Below are 16,659 nucleotides of genomic sequence, written 5' to 3' on the forward strand. Positions count from 1 at the left end.
AGGGGCGCGGGCCGTCCCCGCGCCGTGGAGTGCGGGGGCCACCCCGCGGTGACAATCTATCGGCTGTTGTAGTTCGGTGCCTCGACGGTCATCTGGATGTCGTGCGGGTGCGACTCACGCAGGCCGGCCGAGGTGATCCGCACGAAACGCCCGTTGCGGTGCAGTTCGCCGATGGTGCGCGCGCCGGAGTAGAACATCGACTGCCGCAGGCCACCGACCAGCTGGTAGGCGACCGCTTCGAGCGGGCCGCGGTAGGAGACCTGCCCCTCGATTCCCTCGGGGATGATCTTGTCATCGCTGGCCACGTCGGCCTGGAAGTAGCGGTCCTTGGAGAAGGAGGCCTTGCGCCCGCGGGCAGCCATCGCCCCCAGCGAGCCCATGCCCCGGTAGCGCTTGAACTGCTTGCCGTTGATGAAGACCAGTTCGCCGGGGCTTTCTTCGCAGCCGGCCAGCAGCGAGCCGAGCATCACGGTGTCGGCGCCGGCGACCAGCGCCTTGGCGATGTCACCGGAGTACTGCAGGCCACCGTCACCGATCACCGGCACACCCATCGGACGAGCAGCTCGCGCGGCGTCGTGGATCGCGGTCACCTGCGGCACGCCGACACCGGCCACCACGCGGGTGGTGCAGATGGAGCCCGGGCCCACGCCCACCTTGATGCCGTCGGCGCCGGCCTCGCACAGCGCCTTGGCCCCCTCGTAGGTGGCCACGTTGCCGCCGATGACATCGACGTCCTTCGCGGCGGCCTCGGCCTTGAGGCGCTTGATCATGTCGTAGACGCCCTTGGAGTGGCCGTGGGCGGTGTCGACCACGATCAGGTCCACCCCCTCTTCGACCAGGGCCATCGCCCGCTCCCAGGCATCGCCCCAGAAGCCGATGGCGGCACCGACGCGCAGCCGACCCTGGGGGTCCTTGGACGCGTGCGGGTACTTGTCGGTCTTGACGTAGTCCTTGAGCGTGATCAGGCCGCGCAGGCGGCCCTGCTCGTCGACCAGCGGCAGCTTCTCAATCTTGTGGGCGGCCAGCAGCTTGAGTGCTTCGTCCGGCTTGATACCGACCGGTGCGGTGACCAGCGGCATCGGGGTCATCACGTCACGCACCAGCCTGGTCGGGTCGTCCTCGAAGCGCATGTCACGGTTGGTGACGATGCCGAGCAGCACCCCGTCCTTGTCGATGACCGGCACGCCGGAGATGCGGTAGGTGGCGCACAGTTCCTCGGCCTCGGCCAGCGTCGCCTCGGGGGCGATGGTGATCGGCTGGTCGACCATGCCGGCCTCGGAGCGCTTGACCTGGTCGACCATGCGGGCCTGGTCCTCGATGGACAGGTTGCGGTGCAGGATGCCGAGCCCACCCTGGCGGGCCATCGCCACGGCCATGCGGGTCTCGGTGACGGTGTCCATCGCGGAGCTGACCAGCGGGATCTTGATGTCGATGCGCTTGGACAGGCGGGTGGTGGTGTCGACCTCGCTGGGGATCACGTCCGACTCCACGGGCTGGAGCAGAACATCGTCAAAGGTGAGTCCCAGGGCCCCGAACATGGGGGGCACTCCTGCCGCGGTGAGCTCGTAATCCACTCGTCTGCCTTTCCATCGACCGGGCTTCGAGTCTATCCACCGAGGCCGCTGAGCCAGAAAGTGAGAGCGGCGCTGGACGTCCACGTTCGCCACAGGCGTTAGGCGGGCGGCGCCCGGCGATAACCTGAAGCCACTATGACGACGACGTTCACCATTGAGCAGGCCACCGGACGCAGCGCACAGGAGCGGGAGGCCCTGCTGGCCGCCCCCGGGTTCGGCACGATCTTCAGCGACCACATGTCCCGGATTGACTGGACCGCCGACGGCGGTTGGCACGACCACCGGGTGGTGGGCTACGCCCCCTTCGCCCTCGACCCCGCCAGTGCGGTGTTCCACTACGCCCAGGAAGCCTTCGAGGGCCTGAAGGCCTACGCCCATGCCGACGGTTCGGTCTGGCGGTTCCGGGCAGACGTGAACGCCGAGCGTTTCCAGCGCAGCTGCCGTCGCCTGGGCCTGCCGGAGCTGCCGGTCGAGGACTTCCTGGCCAGCGTGGACGAGCTGGTCACCCTCGACCAGGCCTGGGTGCCGCGCGGCGAGGAGCAGAGCCTCTACCTTCGTCCGTTCATGTTCGCGCGCACCGCGGCACTGGCGGTCAAGCCGTCGACCCAGGTCACCTATGCGGTGATCGCCAGCCCCTCGGGTGCCTACTTCGGTGGCAGCGGCGTGGTGCCGGTCGACATCTGGTTCACCCGCAGTTACAGCCGCTCGGCCCCCGGCGGGACGGGCTTCGCCAAGTGCGGCGGCAACTACGCCGCCTCGATGGTCGCCCAGCAGGAGGCCGAGGCCAACGGCTGCAGCCAGGTCGGTTTCGTCGATGCCACCGAACACCAGTGGGTCGAGGAACTCGGCGGGATGAACCTGTTCGCGGTCAGCGCCGATGGTGAGCTGGTGACCCCGCAGCTGAGCGAGACCATCCTCGAGGGGGTCACCCGCGGCGCGGTGCTGACCCTGGTCGAGGATGCCGGGTTGTCGGTTACCGAGCGCCGGGTCAGCCTGGACGAACTGTATGAAGGCATCGATTCGGGCCACTTCACCGAGCTGTTCGCCTGCGGCACGGCGGCGGTGATCACCCCGGTGGCCTCCCTGAAGGACGAGGACGGCCAGCACGTGGTCAGCGGCCGCGAGCCGGGCGCCACCACGCTGGCGCTGCGCCAGCAGCTGACCGACATCCAGTACGGCCTGGCCGAGGACCGGCACGGCTGGATGCACCGCATCGTCTGAGCCACTGGCCCAGCCTCCGTCCCGGGTTTGCAGCGCCACGCTGAGTCCGCACGTCTGCCCGACGTGCAAACGCCAACTGGGCCTGCAAACGACAACTGGGCCTGCAAACGACAACTGGGGCTGTAAGCGCCAGCTGGGGCGGCAGCCATGACCTGATTCCTGAGACTTGACACAAGTTCGCCCAGGACTCTTGCGGCGCAAGGTACTTCGCGAGTACCTTGTGAGGCATGGCAGCTGTCCAGGCGGTGACACAACTTCGTCGAGGGGTGCTCGAGCACTGCGTGCTCGCGCTCCTGCAGGACGACTTGCGCTACGGCTACGACCTGGTGACCGAGCTCTCCGAGGCAGGCCTGCTGGCCAGCGAAGGCACCATCTACCCGCTGCTCAGCAGGCTCCGCAAGGAAGGCCTGGTCGAGACCACGTGGGCCGAGTCACCCTCGGGCCCTCCCCGCCGGTACTACTCCCTCACCACCGCCGGACACCACGCGCTGGCCGAGTTCCGGGACGCATGGAGCGCACTGAAGCTCTCCGTCGATGACATCCTCTCTGGAAGGCAAGGATGATGATGACTGCACTGGACCACTGGTTCGTTGTCGACTACCTGGCACGCCTGCGCGCCGAGGCCCAACGACTCCCCCGCGAGCAGGCCGACGAACTGGTCGCCGACATCGAGAACCACCTGCTCGACGCCTTTGAACAGCCTCCCCTGTCCGGCGACCCGACCGAGGCGCAGATCCTCGAGGTGCTCGAGCGGCTCGGCACGCCCGCAGAGCTGGTCGATGCGGCCGGCGCCCCGCCGATGCCGCCGCCCATGAACGTCGCCCCGACCAAGACGAACCGCGGACGAGCCGAGGCCGGTGCGGCGGTCCTGCTGGTGCTCGCCGCACTCGTGTTCGTCCTCTGGTTCATCTCCATCCCGATGTGGGTCGTCGGGCTGGTCCTGCTGCTGGTGTCCTCCCGGTGGACGCCGGGCCAGCGGGTGCTGGGCGCCCTGTCCTGGGGCACGCTGCTGCCGATGGTGTGGGTGATGGGCGCGACCACGGCGACCGTGACCACCTGCGAGGGCGAGGGCTGCACGCCGCCCGAGGTGGGCCTGACCACGCTCAACTACGTGGCGATCGGGTTCACCGTCGTCTACCTGGCCTTCGTCGTGTGGGCCTCGGTCCGGCTCATCCGGGCCGCCCGCCAACCCTGAGCCCGCCACCGGAACACAAACACCGCGGGGCCCCTCCCGAATGGAAGGGGCCCCGCGGTGTGTCCGGAGAGGGAGGCTCAGGCGTCCTCGTCCTCGACCTTCTCGACGACCAGCGTTTCGGTGGTCAGCAGCAGCGACGCGATGGAGGCTGCGTTGGCCAGCGCGGAACGGGTGACCTTGACGGGGTCGATGACACCGACATCGAGCAGGTTCTCGTAGGCACCGGTCTTGCCGTTGTAGCCCTGGCCGGGCTCCAGCTCGGCAACGCGGGAGACCACCACGTAGCCGGACTCGCCACCGTTCTCGGCGATCCAGCGCAGCGGCTCACGCACGGCCTTGGCCACGATCAGGGCGCCGGTGCGCTCGTCGTCGGCCAGACCGAGGCCGTCCTCCAGCACGCGGGCAGCGTGGATGATGGCAGAGCCGCCACCGGCGACGATACCCTCCTCGATGGCTGCACGGGTGGCCGAGACGGCGTCCTCGATGCGGTGCTTCTTCTCCTTCAGCTCCACCTCGGTGGCGGCGCCGACCTTGATCACGCAGACGCCACCGGCGAGCTTCGCGATGCGCTCCTGGAGCTTCTCGCGGTCCCAGTCGGAGTCGGTGCGCTCCACCTCGGCACGCAGCTGCGCCACGCGCGCGGCGACCTCGGCGTGGGCGCCGGCACCGTCAACGATGGTGGTGGCGTCCTTGGTGACGACGACGCGGCGGGCGCGCCCGAGCACCTCGAGGCCCACCTGGTCGAGCTTGAGGCCGACCTCGGGGGCGACGACCTGGCCACCGGTCAGGATGGCGATGTCCTCGAGCATGGCCTTGCGGCGGTCGCCGAAGGCCGGGGCCTTGACGGCCACCGAGGTGAAGGTGCCGCGGATCTTGTTCACGACCAGGGTCGACAGCGCCTCGCCGTCGACGTCCTCGGCCACGATGAACAGGGTGCCCTGGGCGCCGATGACCTTCTCGAGCAGCGGCAGCAGGTCGTTCATCGAGCTGATCTTGCCGGAGTGGATCAGCACGTAGGGGTCCTCGAGGACGGCCTCCATGCGATCACTGTCGGTGACCATGTAGGGCGACAGGTAGCCCTTGTCGAACTGCATGCCCTCGGTGAACTCGAGCTCGGTGCCGAAGGTGTTCGACTCGTCGACGGTGATCACACCGTCCTTGCCGACCTTGTCGAAGGCATCAGCGATGAGGGCGCCGATCTGGGCGTCGCGCGAGCTGATGGTGGCGACGTTGGCCATGTCCTCGGTGGTCTCAATGGCACGCGAGAGGCTGCGCAGCTCGTCGATGACGGCGTTGACGGCCTTGTCGATGCCCCGCTTGAGGCCGATCGGGTTGGCCCCCGAGGCGACGGCGCGAAGACCCTCGTGGACGAGGGCCTGGGCCAGCACGGTGGCGGTGGTGGTGCCGTCGCCGGCAACATCGTTGGTCTTGGTGGCGACCTCCTTGGCGAGCTGTGCGCCAAGGTTCTCGTAGGGGTCCTCAAGGTCGACTTCGCGGGCCACCGTGACGCCATCGTTGGTGATGGTCGGTGCGCCGAACTTCTTGTCGAGGACGACGTAGCGTCCCTTGGGGCCGAGGGTCACCTTCACGGTGTTGGCGAGCAGGTCGACGCCACGCTCGAGCGAGCTGCGTGCCTCCTCGTCAAACTGAAGGGTCTTTGCCATGTGTGTTACCAGTCCTTAGTCAGAGAGCCTGGTCAGCAATCACTTGCTGACGACGGCGAGGATGTCGCGGGCGTTCAGCAGCAGGTACTCAACACCGTCGTACTTGACCTCGGTGCCGCCGTACTTGCTGAAGATCACGACATCGCCCTCGGCGACGTCGAGGGGAACGCGGTTACCGTTGTCATCGATGCGACCGGGACCGGTGGCGACGACCTTGCCCTCCTGGGGCTTCTCCTTGGCGCTGTCGGGGATGTACAGGCCCGATGCGGTGGTCTGCTCGGCGTCGAGAGGCTGAACGAGGACGCGGTCCTCGAGCGGCTTGATCGTGGGTGCCACGTCAAACCCCTTTCTGTGTCTGTGTCTGCCTGGGGCAGTTGATGTGCAAACAGGTGCCGGGTGGGAACGTCGTCGCGGTGCCGCCCCCGTGGCGTTGGCACTCTCACATACCGAGTGCCAATGACAAACCTATACCCGGGTTGGCACTCGTTCAACTCGAGTGCCAACGAATCGTGCTGGTCGGGGCTGGCAGACTGGCACCCATGAGTCATGAGTCGGGCCCCGGCCTGAGCGACGACGAGATCCGCCGCTACCACCAGTTGCGCCGCGAACTGGGGACGAACTCGGCCCCGCGCGGGGTGCGTCCGATCCTGGCCGCCGTGGTGGCGACCCTGGTGTGGCTGCTGCTGGTGGGGCCGCTGACCGCCGGCACGGGGCAGTCACTGTCCGGGGCCACCCGCAGCGGGCAGGCCAGCTACGCCGACTGCTCCCGCAAGTGGCAGTCGTTCGGGCAGACCTGGGCCTGCGATGCCCGGGTCACCTGGGCTGACGGCGCCACCGAGAACGTCACGGTCACCTCACCGACGGATGTGACCGACCAGCAGGGCCCGGTGGTGGTGCGACACAGCCTGGGCCGGTTCAACACCAACACCGGCACGGCCAACCGTGGCGCCGCCCACGTCGTGTCCGCCGACCACCCGCACGGCTCGCAGTGGTGGAACAACCGCTGGGTGCTCTCGGTCGTCGGCGTGCTGCTGGTCTGGACCCTCGCCGGGGTGGCGATCACGCGCTCGTCGCGCCGCTGACCCATCCACCCAGTAGCCTCGTGGGGATGACCACGCCACCCAACCCCCCTGCCAGCGACCCGTCGGAAGCCCTGTTCGACCAGGTGCTCGACCTGCCCGGCGGCGCCACCTTCAGCATCAACGGGTTCCTGGACAGTCTGGACGCGGCAGCCGACCGGCTGCTCGCCGAGGGTGGACGGGCCCAGCATGCGCTGCAGGTCGGTGCGGGTGAGGCCAGCGCCGGACCGGTCACGGTGAAGGTCAACGCCGCCGGCCAGCTGCTCGCCGTCGGCTTCACCGACGAGATGGCGCAGACCTCGACCACCGGACTCAACCGTCACTTCATGCGAGCCCTGACCGATGCCACCCGCTCGGCCAACCAGGGCCTGTCGTCCGCAATGGGCGGCTCTGTCGGGTCGCTGATCGCCCAGGCGGCGCCGCCGGCCGAGGACGACCTGCCCGGCGCTCCCCCGGCCCGCCCCGAGCTGGTCGAGGCACCCGCGCCGGCACCCGGGGAGGCGCCGCCGCTCGAGATGCCCAAGGACCCGGTGCTCGACGAGTGGTTCTCGATGCTCGACGACATCGACCCGGCACATTTCGCCGAGGGGCTGGAGAAGATGCTGCAGGTCGCGCCCTTCGAGGTGCCCGACCTGACCGGCAAGACCGGGGCCCAGATCGACGCCGAGTTCGCCGCCGAGAACCAGCGCATCTCTGACAACGTCATGGCGCTGCAGCCCGAGCTGCAGGCCCTCGAGGTGACGGTGGTCGCCAAGGCGGTGGACGTGAGCGTCAACGCCGCCGGCGTGGTCACCGGGGTCAGCTTCCACGCCCCTGCCCTGGGCATGGCCCCTGCCGAACTGGCCACCGAACTGCTCGCGACCTGGGGTCGGGCCGGCGCCGAGGCCGCGCAGCAGACCCACGAGCTGCTTGCCCGCGGCGGGGTTGGTACCGACGACCCGTCCCTGGCCCTGCTGCAGCCACCCACCCCCACCGTCATCGATGACGAGCCCGAGCAGCCTCGGTGACCACCACACCCACCCCGCGGAGGAAGAATGTCTGAGTTCTCGGTACAAACCTCGGCCCTGCACGAGGCCGCCACCCAGGTGACCAGCAGCGGCGGCGCGTTGAAGTCGGCTGCCGGGGGCATGCAGGAGCCCGACTCGATGATGCTCGGCATCTTCATGACGCCATTCCTGTCAGCCGTGCTCCCGGGCCTCGCGGGCCTGTTGAAGGGCACCGTCAATGGGGCCGGGCACGCCCTGGAGGTGTTCGGGGAACGCCTGTCGCACACCGCACAGGAGTACGACCAGATGGAGGACGAGGGCGCCCGGCTCTCCGCGACGATCATGAAGGTGGACTGAGCCATGACCGCAGGACTGGGAGCACCCCCGATCGTCGCCGACATCCAGACCGTCGGCGATGCGTTCTCCGAAGGGGTCGGCCTGTCGACCGTGACCGCCGCCGCCAACATCGGCATGTCTGCCCTCGGCGCCTTCCTGGACCCCATCGCCTGGGTGGTGGGGCAGCTGATGGAGCCGATCTACAACTGGATCTGCGACAACGTGCAGTTCGTCAAGGACGCGCTGAACCTGCTGCTGGGCAATCCTGATGCGGTCCATGCCGTGGGCGAGTGCGTCACCGCGATGGGTGACCAGGTCGAGAGCGAGGCGCAGTCGGCGTACTCGACCATGATGGGGCTGCTCAACCACTGGACCGGCCCGGCCGCTGACGCCTTCAAGGTGGCCGTGACCGCGATCTACATGGCCGAGCTGGCTCAGGCCGCGGTGCTGCGCGGCTGCGGCGGGGCGATCAAGGTCGTCGCCGGCGTGGTCGACATGGTCAAGCAGTTCATCATCGGCCTCGGCAAGGAGGGGATCAACCAGCTGATCTCGAAGGGGGTCATGTCGGTCCTGGCGAGCTTCGTGACCTTCGGTGCCGCGTTCGCCGCCTACACCGCCTGGGCTGCCGGCAAGGTGGCCTCGTTGTTCGCGAAGGTGTCGGGGCTGCTGCGCAAGCTGGCCAAGTTCGGCGCCGACAACACCACCCAGTTCAGCAAGTTGAGCGGGCTGCTGCGCAAGGCCGAGGGCATCTTCGCCAAGCTCGAGATGGGCTTCCTGCGCCAGGTGCACCTGGCTGACCAGGCCGCGGGGCACGCCCAGAGCGCCCAGCACCAGGCCGGCCAGGCCGACGGCATGAACTCCGCGGCCCAGCACGCGGGTTCGGATGCCCCCGGGTACAACCAGGGCGCCGCCGATGCCACCGCCAGCGCCCAGCAGCACACCCAGCAGTCGCATGACACCCGCCCCGACCCGCTCGGCCCGACAGCCCCGAATGCCGTCGATGCAGCCAACTCCGCGGCGTCCAACGCCGAGGACCGCGAGCAGCCGTAGCGACCCTCAGGTCGCGCGCCCCCCAGTCACCGAAGACCAGTCGCGGACGATCAGCTGCCTGCCCGGGCGACGTGCAGTGCCACCACGCTGCCCTCGACCCGGGCCAGCACCAGCGTGGCTGCCCGGTTCCCGCGGGGGGCCAGGCTGCGCCGCAGCTGGGCGGGGTCGACATCGAGCAACCCGCCGCTGCCGCGTTTCTTGATCTCCAGGGTGCCGATGTCGTGGTTACGCACCCACTGCTTCAGCGGCTTCGTCCGCGCGTCGAGCACGTCGAGCACCCGGAAGCTGGTCATGAACGGCCCGTCGAGGGGCTCGTCGGACGAGTAGTAGCCCGCCTGTGCGTCGAGTTGGACGAGGTCGTCAGCCCGGGCGCCGACCAGTTGTGCCCGGCTCAGGGCGGGATCGGGTTCGTGGACGAAGCCGCCCAGTGGCCCGAGCGGTGGAACCTTGGGCGCCTCGCCGCTGAGACTGTGGACGATGCCGTCGCGACCGATTGCCACGGCCTCAAGCGGCGCCATGCCATCGATGCCCGACCACAGTGTGGTTTCGACAGCCGCACCGGCATGGCTCACGTGGCTGGTCGCCACCGCCGGCAGCACGGTGCGGTCGATGCCGGGGCCCAGCTTCACCACCGTGGGGCGAGGCGCCTCGACCAGTGACAGGACGAACGACCACGGTGGGCTGAGGTCCTCCAGCCGCCAGGAGCGCCCCTTGGCGTTGCGCCGGGCGGGGTCGACCATGATGGCGGTGGTGTCGGGCAGGTCGGCCAGCAGGTCGTGGACCAGGAGCGTCGCATCGCCGTCGACGACCCGTCCCCCGGTCGGCCCCGGGTGACTGCCGGCGGGGTGACTGCCGGCGGGGTGACTGCCGGCGGGGTGGCTGCCGGACGGGTGGTGACGGGCCAGGTTGTGGCGTGCGACGGCGGCGGTGTCGGGGTCCAGCTCGACGGCCACCACCTGCAACCCGGCCTCCAGCGCGGCCAGCCCATCGGCGCCGATCCCGCAGCCGAGGTCCAGCAGATGGGTGGCGCCGGCCTCGACGAGCCGCGTGAACCGCCACCGGGAAACCTCGGGACGGGTGGCCTGTTCGAGACCGTCGGCGGTGAACAGCAGGTGCCGGGCCTGTGCACCGAACTTCCCCACGGCCCGGCGGCGCAGCGCCTCCTGCTGCAGGGCAGCGGTGGCTAGTTCAGGGCCGAAGCGTGCCCGCAGCCGACCGACCGCCTGCACTGAGCCGGGGTCCGGCTGGGCGGCGGCGAGATCGAGCGCCTCGACTCCTTCAGCTGTGGTCAGCCTCACGGTGGTCGCGCTCATGCTGCCGACAGTAGCGGTGGTGGCAAGCGGCGACCAGCGCGCCAAGAGGTCCGACTCACCCACCCAGTGTGTACAGCTTGCCGAACACGATGATCACCGGCATTCCCGGACCTGCCGCTTCCAGGCTCGACCGGGCCGGGCTGCGGTTGCCAGCACACTCACCGACCAGCCCACCGGGTGCCCGTCGCGATAAGGCAGCACCCCGTGGAACTGCGGCACGGACTCGTCGAAGACCAGTGGGATGAAGTGGCGGTCACCTTCCCACATCGGCAACCGGTCCAGGGCGTCGATGCGTTCCCAGGTCAGCACGCCCTCGTCGTTCTCGGTGGGCACCTGGCCGGTGAAGGCATCGACCACGAAGATGAACCCGAAGTGGTCGGCACCGTCTCGTCCGAAACCGGGCCATGACACGGTGCCGCGCAGCCGTAGCGAGGTGGCCTGGATGCCGGCCTCCTCACGCAGTTCGCGGCGGATGCAGGCGACCACGTCCTCGTCGGCCTCGAGCTTGCCGCCGAGCCCGTTGTACTTGCCGTGCTGTTCGTCATCGGCGCGCGCCACCCGGTGGCACATCAGCACCCGTTCGCCGTCGGGGTGTCGGACGAAGGCGAGCGTGGTCATGACCGGGGTGATCACGGTTCAGCCCTTGCGGCGTTCGCGCAGGGTCTGCAATTCGCGCCGCTCGGCGGCGCTGAGGCTGTGGATGCCGTTGGCGTTGATCTTGTCGAGCAGTTCGTCAATGCGCTGGGCATCCGAGGTGCGGCGGCGTTCCTGGCGGGCGGCCTGCCGCGACTTCTTCGGTGCGGCCGCCAGGGTCTGGCGGGCGCGACGCTTCCCCGGGATCCAGTCGTAGTCACCGAGCAGGCCCAGGCTGCGGGCCAGGATCGCGACCAGGACGAAGGAGACCAGCAGGCTGACCAGGCTGCCGATCGAGCGCACGGCGATCATCGTCAGCAGTTGCATCGCCACGATGACCAGGCCGATCACCCAGGCCGGGATGCCGAAGAAGAAGGGCCGCCGGGGGTTGTCGGCGATCCACAGCAGGATCAGCAGCAGTTGGATCGAACCGAGGCCGAGCATGAAGCCACCGCCGAGCAGCAGCCCGATGCCCAGGGAGAGCACAGTCAGGATGGCCCAGCAGCCCACGTAGAGCCAGGCCATCGGTCGGCGACCGATCTCGCGTTCCAGGTCGCCGCCGAAGAACCACAGCATGACGAGGGTGACCAGTGACCACAGCGAGACCTGGTCGAGCCAGGGCCAGGTGACCAGGCGCCAGACCTGCCCGTCCAGCACGGCGCTGGGGATGAAGGTGGCCAGCGCCGTCAGGCCGGGCACGAAGGCGGACACGACGATGCCGATGGCGCCGAGCAGGACGACGGCGATGGTGCTGGTCACCTCGAGCCGGCCGAGGCGGAACCATCCATCCGAGGGTGACATGCTGAACGAGCTCACCTGACAAGCCTGCCAGACTCCCGGTAGGGACTCAGACCAGGATGCGCGAGACCGGCAGGCCGGAGTCAGCGGAGATGTCGAAGGAACTGGGGGGCCGGTCAGCCTTGACCACCTGCACGCCCAGGGCGGCGATCATGGCGCCGTTGTCGGTGCACAGGGCGGGTCGGGGGCGCCGCAGTTCGATGCCGGCGGCGCTGGTGCGTTCCTCGAGCAGGGTGCGCAGCCGGGAGTTGGCGGCCACTCCCCCGCCGATGAGCATGTGCTGGACCCCGTGGTGCTGGGCAGCGTCGACGGCCTTCGCGGTGAGCACGTCGGCGACCGCTTCCTGGAAGCTGGCGGCGACGTCGTTGACGGGGACGCCGAGCCCGTCGCGCCGGCGGGTCTCGACCCAGCGGGCGACCGCGGTCTTCAGGCCGGAGAAGGAGAAGTCGAAGCGGTGGCGCTCGAGGTCGTGCTTCGCGGTCAGCCCGCGGGGGAAGCGGATGGCGGTCGGGTCACCATCCTGGGCGGCCTGGTCGATGACCGGGCCGCCCGGGTAGGGCAGGTCGAGCAGCCGGGCGACCTTGTCGTAGGCCTCACCGGCGGCGTCGTCGATGGTGGCGCCGATCTCGACGATGTCGGTGGCGATGTCGTTGACCAGCAGCAGCGAGGTGTGCCCGCCGGAGACCAGCAGCGCCACGCAGGGGGTGGGCAGGTCCCCATGGTCGAGCAGGTCGACGGCCACGTGCCCGGCCAGGTGGTTGACGCCGTAGAGGGGCTTGTTGAGCCAGGCGGCGAGGGCTTTGGCGCTGGCCAGGCCGACGACCAGGGCACCCATCAACCCGGGGCCTGCGGTCACGGCAATGCCGTCCAGGTCGGCCAGGTCGACGTCAGCTTCGGCGCAGGCCCGCTGCAGGGTGGGCACCATCGCCTCCAGGTGGGCGCGGGAGGCGACCTCGGGCACGACGCCGCCGAAGCGGACGTGCTGCTCGACCGAGGAGGCAACCTCGTTGGCCAGCAGGTCATTACCCCGGACGATGCCGACTCCGGTCTCGTCGCAGGACGATTCGATACCGAGTACGAGTGGTTCAGCCACGGTGGTCTCCTTGGTTGGTCCCCCGGGTCATCCCCCGCAGGTCACACTGCATCACGTGGGCGTGCAGGCCGGTGCCGTAGTAGTCGCGGCGGGTGTCGATGGTGGTGAAGCCGAGTAGTTCGTAGAGGGTGAGCGCGGCGGTGTTGTCGTGGCGGACTTCCAGCAGCATCCGTTCGGCCCCCCGGTCGCCGGCCCACAGCGCGCCGGCGGTGATGAGTTGGCGGGCCAGTCCCAGGCCGCGGTGGGTGGGGCGCACCAGCACCCGGTGCAGGTCGACGATCTCGAAGGCCACCGCGAAGGTGGCCGCGGCCATCAGGTCGCGGTCGCGCTGGACGACGACCAGCCGGTCGGCGACCTCGAGTTCATCGCGCCACAACTGCGCCGACCAGCGTTCCCCGGGGGCGAAGCAAGCCCGGTCGAGCTCGGCCAACTGGTCGGCGTCGGCCACGGTGGCTCGTTCGGGCATCACGCCGGTTCACCCTTCAGCCGGCCAGGGCGGCTGGTCGACTTGCGGCGGGGGGTCAGCCCGGTCGGCAGCAGCGTCGACTTGCGGCTGGTCGGCACTGTGGCGTCGGGTTTGCGCAGGTAGAGCGGTTCGAGGCCCGCATCGGGAAGGTCGGCCCAGTCGGTGGCCATCACCGCGGCGCTGAGTGCCTCGACGCCGAAGCCGGCGCGTCCGGTCAGGGTGGCGCCGGGCCCGGTGACGGGCAGGTCGGGCAGCTCGGCGGGGTCGGTGACGTGGGGGCCGTCCAACCGGGTGCCAGTGGCGTCGTGGCGGGCCCAGTAGACCTGCTTGCGGCGGGCGTCGATGACGCTGAGGAACTCCTCGGGGGCGTCGCCGGCGCGGACGGCCTGGCGGGCGATCACGTCAAGGCTGCACACCCCGTGCGGGGTGGCACCGGCCAGGGCGGCGAGCGTGGCGGCGGTGACGATGCCGACCCGCAGCCCGGTGAACGGGCCCGGCCCGACCCCGACGACGAACTCGGTGATGCCCGAGACCGGGATGCCGGCCTCGGCGCACAGCTGTTGCACCATCGGGGCGAGCGCCTCGGTGTGGGCGCGGGTGTCTTCCAGCCGTGCCTCGGCGACCAGGTCACCGTCGCGGGCCAGCGCGGCGCACACGACCGTCGAGGTGTCGACGGCGAGGGTCCAGCGGGTCTCAGGCATGCGCGGCCTCCTGCGGGGTGTGGTCGACATCGGTGAGCTGGTCACGCAGGCTGTCGTTCCAGCGGGGGCCCTCACCCCAGACCATGACGGTGCGGGTCTCCTCGTCGGGGTCGTCGGAGCGTTGGATCTCGACGTGCAGGGCCGAATCGGACAGGCCCTCGACCAGTCCCGCACCCCACTCGACCAGGGTGACCGAGGTGGGCAGGGTCTCGTCGAGGTCGAGGTCGTCGACCTCTGCGGCGGAGCCCAGCCGGTAGGCGTCGACGTGCACCAGGTCGGGCCCGACGTGGCGGCTGCGGTGGATGCGGCTGATCACGAAGGTCGGTGAAATCACCTGGCCCTCGACGTCCAGCCCGGCGGCCAGGCCCTGGGTGAAGGTGGTCTTGCCGGCCCCGAGGTCACCGGAGGCAACGACCAGGTCACCGGCCCGCAGCACCCCGGCGACCCGGGAGCCCAGGTGTTGCATGGCCGCGCCGTCGGCGACCTCGAAACGCAGCGGGAGTTCTCGTCCCATGATGTGGCCGAGCGGCACCTCGCGCACGATGCTGAAGCCGTGCCGCTGCCACATGCGCAGGTTGGCCGGGAACTCCCGGCGCGACAGCAGTTCGAGGTGGGTGGCGCCCAGGTCGGCGGCCACCATCGCGCCGGCGCGGATGATCGCCGAGCCGACCCCGAACCGGCGGAAGTCCGGCACCACGCTGACCCGGTGCATCCCCGAGACCCGGGAGCCATCGGGGCGTTGCACCGGTGCGCTGACCTGCAGGGACGCCGCAGCCACCCCGTCGACCTCGGCCAGCACGATCTCGCCGTCGACCATGGTCTCGCGGACGTCGGCGATGGTGTCCGACAGCGCTGCGGCGGGCGGGTCGACCGGCGGACGAGCCGCGAAGGCTGCCCGCACCACGCCCAGGACCGCGGCAGCATCGTCCGGGGTGGCGAGCCGGATGACGACCTCGGGCTCGGGTCCGGTGTGGGGCTCAGCGGGCTGGTTCACAACGCTCCATCCTATGCCTGCCGCAGCAGGAGTGCTCAGTTGTCGCGGTTCCAGCCGCCGGCTTCGGCAACCCGCTGCTTGCCGCGGTAGCCACCACCCTTGTTGCCGCGGTAGCCACCGCCCTTGTTGCCGCGGTAGCCACCGCCCTGACCGCGGTAGCCGCCACGGCCACCTTCGGGGCGGGGACGACGGGCCGTCTGCCGGGGGGCGACCAGCGCCTTGAAGTCGTCCTCGGAGATCGGCTCGGAGGACGGTTCGGCAGCACCGGTCAGTTCGACCAGGGCCTCGTCGTCGGGGCGGACCTCGACGGGGTCGACCTTCACACCGGTGGAGCCAATCATCCGCAGGGTCTGGCGGCGCTGGTGGGGCAGCACGATGGAGACAACCACGCCCTCCTCACCGGCGCGGGCGGTGCGCCCGGCACGGTGGGTGTAGTCCTTGCCGTTCATGGGCGGGTCGAGCTGCAGTACGAGCGAGACCTCGTCGACGTGGATGCCGCGAGCGGCCACGTCGGTGGCGACCAGGACGGGCAGGGTGCCCTCCTTGAAGGCAGCCAGGATGCGGGCACGGGCGCCCTGGGTCAGGCCGCCGTGCAGTGCACCGGCCATCACGCCCGCCTCACGCAGCTGGGTGGCGACCCGGTCGGTGCCGAGCTGGGTGCGGGCGAAGATGACGGTGCGGCCCTCGCGGTTGGCGATGCGGGCGGTGACCTCGTTCTTGTCGTGGGGCTTCACCAGCAGCACCTCGTGGCGCATGGTGGTCACCGAGGCCTTGCCGGAGTCGACCTCGTGCAGGGCGGGGTCGGACATGTACTTCTTGACCAGGCGGTTGACGGCCCCGTCGAGGGTGGCCGAGAACAGCAGCTTCTGGCCGCCTTCGGCGACAGCGTCGAGCAGGGTGGTGACGGCCGGCATGAAGCCCAGGTCGGCCATGTGGTCGGCCTCGTCCAGCACGGTGAGCTGCACGTCGGACAGGTCGGCGGTGCCCTGCTCGAGCAGGTCGATCAGCCGGCCGGGGGTGGCCACGACGATGTCGGTGCCCTTGTCGAAGGCCTTGGTCTGCGGGCCGTAGGACATGCCGCCGGCGACCAGCACCAGCTTGAGGTTGAGCGAGGCGGCCAGCGGCGAGAGCACGTCGGCGACCTGCAGCGCGAGTTCGCGGGTCGGCACCAGCACCAGCGCCCGCGGGGTGCGGTGGCCGGGGCGGGTGTGCGGGGCCTCGGGGTCCTGCGAGAGGCGGGTGACCAGCGGCAGGCTGAAGGCCAGGGTCTTGCCCGAGCCGGTGCGGGCGCGGCCCAGCACGTCGCGGCCGGCCAGCGCATCGGGGATGGTGGCCACCTGGATCGGGAAGGGCTCGGTGATGCCGCGCTTGGTCAGCATGGCCACGATCTCGTCGGGCAGGCCCAAGGTGCTGAAGCCACCCTCGTGGTCGACGCCGGAGGTGTCGAGATCGGTGACCTCCTCCTGCTCCCAGCTCATCACGTCGAGGGCGGCGTCGTCCTGGGGTCGGTCGTCGCGCTCGAAGCGGGGACGGTCGTGACGGTCGTCGCGCTCGAA

Annotated in this window: 18 protein-coding genes; 7 read left to right on the top strand and 11 right to left on the bottom strand. The window is 69.9% G+C overall.

The features are described 5' to 3' along the window. Window positions 1-56: 56 nt before the first annotated feature. A complete protein-coding gene (gene guaB, locus ACQE3C_RS12440; protein WP_434539498.1) occupies window positions 57-1,538 on the bottom strand; it encodes an IMP dehydrogenase in 1,482 nt (493 codons plus the stop codon). Window positions 1,539-1,709: 171 nt separating this feature from the next. Between guaB and ACQE3C_RS12445 the strand changes: the two genes are divergently transcribed. The 3 genes from ACQE3C_RS12445 to ACQE3C_RS12455 all read left to right on the top strand — a co-directional run bounded on the left by ACQE3C_RS12445 (window position 1,710) and on the right by ACQE3C_RS12455 (window position 3,990). Further along, window positions 1,710-2,795: a branched-chain amino acid aminotransferase gene (locus ACQE3C_RS12445; RefSeq protein ID WP_434539499.1), complete on the top strand. Its 1,086-nt coding sequence runs from the start codon at window positions 1,710-1,712 to the stop codon at window positions 2,793-2,795. 227 nt (window positions 2,796-3,022) lie between these two features. After that, on the top strand, window positions 3,023-3,358 hold the full coding sequence (locus ACQE3C_RS12450; protein ID WP_434539500.1) for a PadR family transcriptional regulator: 336 nt from the start codon (window positions 3,023-3,025) through the stop codon (window positions 3,356-3,358). A gap of 2 nt (window positions 3,359-3,360) precedes the next feature. Further along, window positions 3,361-3,990 carry an HAAS signaling domain-containing protein gene (locus tag ACQE3C_RS12455; protein WP_434539501.1) on the top strand — a complete coding sequence of 210 codons (630 nt, stop codon included), beginning with the start codon at window positions 3,361-3,363 and terminating at the stop codon, window positions 3,988-3,990. Window positions 3,991-4,067: 77 nt separating this feature from the next. Here the strand turns inward: ACQE3C_RS12455 and groL are convergent, their stop codons facing one another. Together groL and groES are read right to left on the bottom strand one after the other, a co-directional pair. Then, window positions 4,068-5,654 carry a chaperonin GroEL gene (gene groL / locus ACQE3C_RS12460; RefSeq protein WP_434539502.1) on the bottom strand — a complete coding sequence of 529 codons (1,587 nt, stop codon included), beginning with the start codon at window positions 5,652-5,654 and terminating at the stop codon, window positions 4,068-4,070. Window positions 5,655-5,693: 39 nt separating this feature from the next. After that, a complete protein-coding gene (gene groES / locus ACQE3C_RS12465) occupies window positions 5,694-5,990 on the bottom strand; it encodes a co-chaperone GroES (RefSeq protein WP_434539503.1) in 297 nt (98 codons plus the stop codon). Between the two features lie 203 nt (window positions 5,991-6,193). Between groES and ACQE3C_RS12470 the strand changes: the two genes are divergently transcribed. The 4 genes from ACQE3C_RS12470 to ACQE3C_RS12485 are packed head-to-tail and all read left to right on the top strand — an operon-like array spanning window position 6,194 to window position 9,105. Next, window positions 6,194-6,736, top strand: coding sequence for a DUF6346 domain-containing protein (locus ACQE3C_RS12470; RefSeq protein WP_434539504.1), 543 nt, complete (start codon window positions 6,194-6,196; stop codon window positions 6,734-6,736). Between the two features lie 26 nt (window positions 6,737-6,762). Further along, on the top strand, window positions 6,763-7,740 hold the full coding sequence (locus ACQE3C_RS12475) for a hypothetical protein (protein ID WP_434539505.1): 978 nt from the start codon (window positions 6,763-6,765) through the stop codon (window positions 7,738-7,740). A gap of 27 nt (window positions 7,741-7,767) precedes the next feature. Continuing rightward, complete coding sequence (locus tag ACQE3C_RS12480) at window positions 7,768-8,076, top strand: hypothetical protein (RefSeq protein WP_434539506.1); 309 nt, start codon at window positions 7,768-7,770, stop codon at window positions 8,074-8,076. A 3-nt stretch (window positions 8,077-8,079) separates the two neighbouring features. Continuing rightward, entirely contained in the window at window positions 8,080-9,105 is a 1,026-nt protein-coding gene (locus ACQE3C_RS12485; RefSeq protein WP_434539507.1) for a hypothetical protein, read from the top strand. A 50-nt stretch (window positions 9,106-9,155) separates the two neighbouring features. Here the strand turns inward: ACQE3C_RS12485 and ACQE3C_RS12490 are convergent, their stop codons facing one another. The 8 genes from ACQE3C_RS12490 to ACQE3C_RS12525 all read right to left on the bottom strand — a co-directional run bounded on the left by ACQE3C_RS12490 (window position 9,156) and on the right by ACQE3C_RS12525 (window position 16,581). Further along, the gene (locus ACQE3C_RS12490) at window positions 9,156-10,418 is read right to left on the bottom strand and encodes a THUMP-like domain-containing protein (RefSeq protein ID WP_434539508.1); all 1,263 of its coding nucleotides are present in this window, start codon (window positions 10,416-10,418) and stop codon (window positions 9,156-9,158) included. Between the two features lie 93 nt (window positions 10,419-10,511). After that, window positions 10,512-11,051, bottom strand: a complete 540-nt coding sequence (locus tag ACQE3C_RS12495) for an NUDIX hydrolase (RefSeq protein WP_434539509.1) — start codon at window positions 11,049-11,051, stop codon at window positions 10,512-10,514. Window positions 11,052-11,054: 3 nt separating this feature from the next. After that, window positions 11,055-11,867, bottom strand: coding sequence for a rhomboid family intramembrane serine protease (locus ACQE3C_RS12500; RefSeq protein ID WP_434539510.1), 813 nt, complete (start codon window positions 11,865-11,867; stop codon window positions 11,055-11,057). A gap of 31 nt (window positions 11,868-11,898) precedes the next feature. After that, on the bottom strand, window positions 11,899-12,942 hold the full coding sequence (gene tsaD, locus ACQE3C_RS12505; protein WP_434539511.1) for a tRNA (adenosine(37)-N6)-threonylcarbamoyltransferase complex transferase subunit TsaD: 1,044 nt from the start codon (window positions 12,940-12,942) through the stop codon (window positions 11,899-11,901). Then, window positions 12,935-13,408 carry a GNAT family N-acetyltransferase gene (locus ACQE3C_RS12510; protein WP_434539559.1) on the bottom strand — a complete coding sequence of 158 codons (474 nt, stop codon included), beginning with the start codon at window positions 13,406-13,408 and terminating at the stop codon, window positions 12,935-12,937. The genes tsaD and ACQE3C_RS12510 overlap by 8 nt, the downstream gene beginning before the upstream one ends. Then, complete coding sequence (gene tsaB, locus ACQE3C_RS12515) at window positions 13,408-14,109, bottom strand: tRNA (adenosine(37)-N6)-threonylcarbamoyltransferase complex dimerization subunit type 1 TsaB (protein ID WP_434539512.1); 702 nt, start codon at window positions 14,107-14,109, stop codon at window positions 13,408-13,410. Before tsaB ends, ACQE3C_RS12510 begins: the two co-directional genes overlap by 1 nt. Beyond that, a complete protein-coding gene (tsaE, locus tag ACQE3C_RS12520) occupies window positions 14,102-15,103 on the bottom strand; it encodes a tRNA (adenosine(37)-N6)-threonylcarbamoyltransferase complex ATPase subunit type 1 TsaE (protein WP_434539513.1) in 1,002 nt (333 codons plus the stop codon). Before tsaE ends, tsaB begins: the two co-directional genes overlap by 8 nt. Before the next feature lie 35 nt (window positions 15,104-15,138). Continuing rightward, the gene (locus tag ACQE3C_RS12525) at window positions 15,139-16,581 is read right to left on the bottom strand and encodes a DEAD/DEAH box helicase (RefSeq protein ID WP_434539560.1); all 1,443 of its coding nucleotides are present in this window, start codon (window positions 16,579-16,581) and stop codon (window positions 15,139-15,141) included. Window positions 16,582-16,659: the final 78 nt, after the last annotated feature.

The sequence above is a fragment of the Aestuariimicrobium sp. Y1814 genome, from assembly GCF_050113895.1.
Lineage (GTDB): Bacteria > Actinomycetota > Actinomycetes > Propionibacteriales > Propionibacteriaceae > Aestuariimicrobium.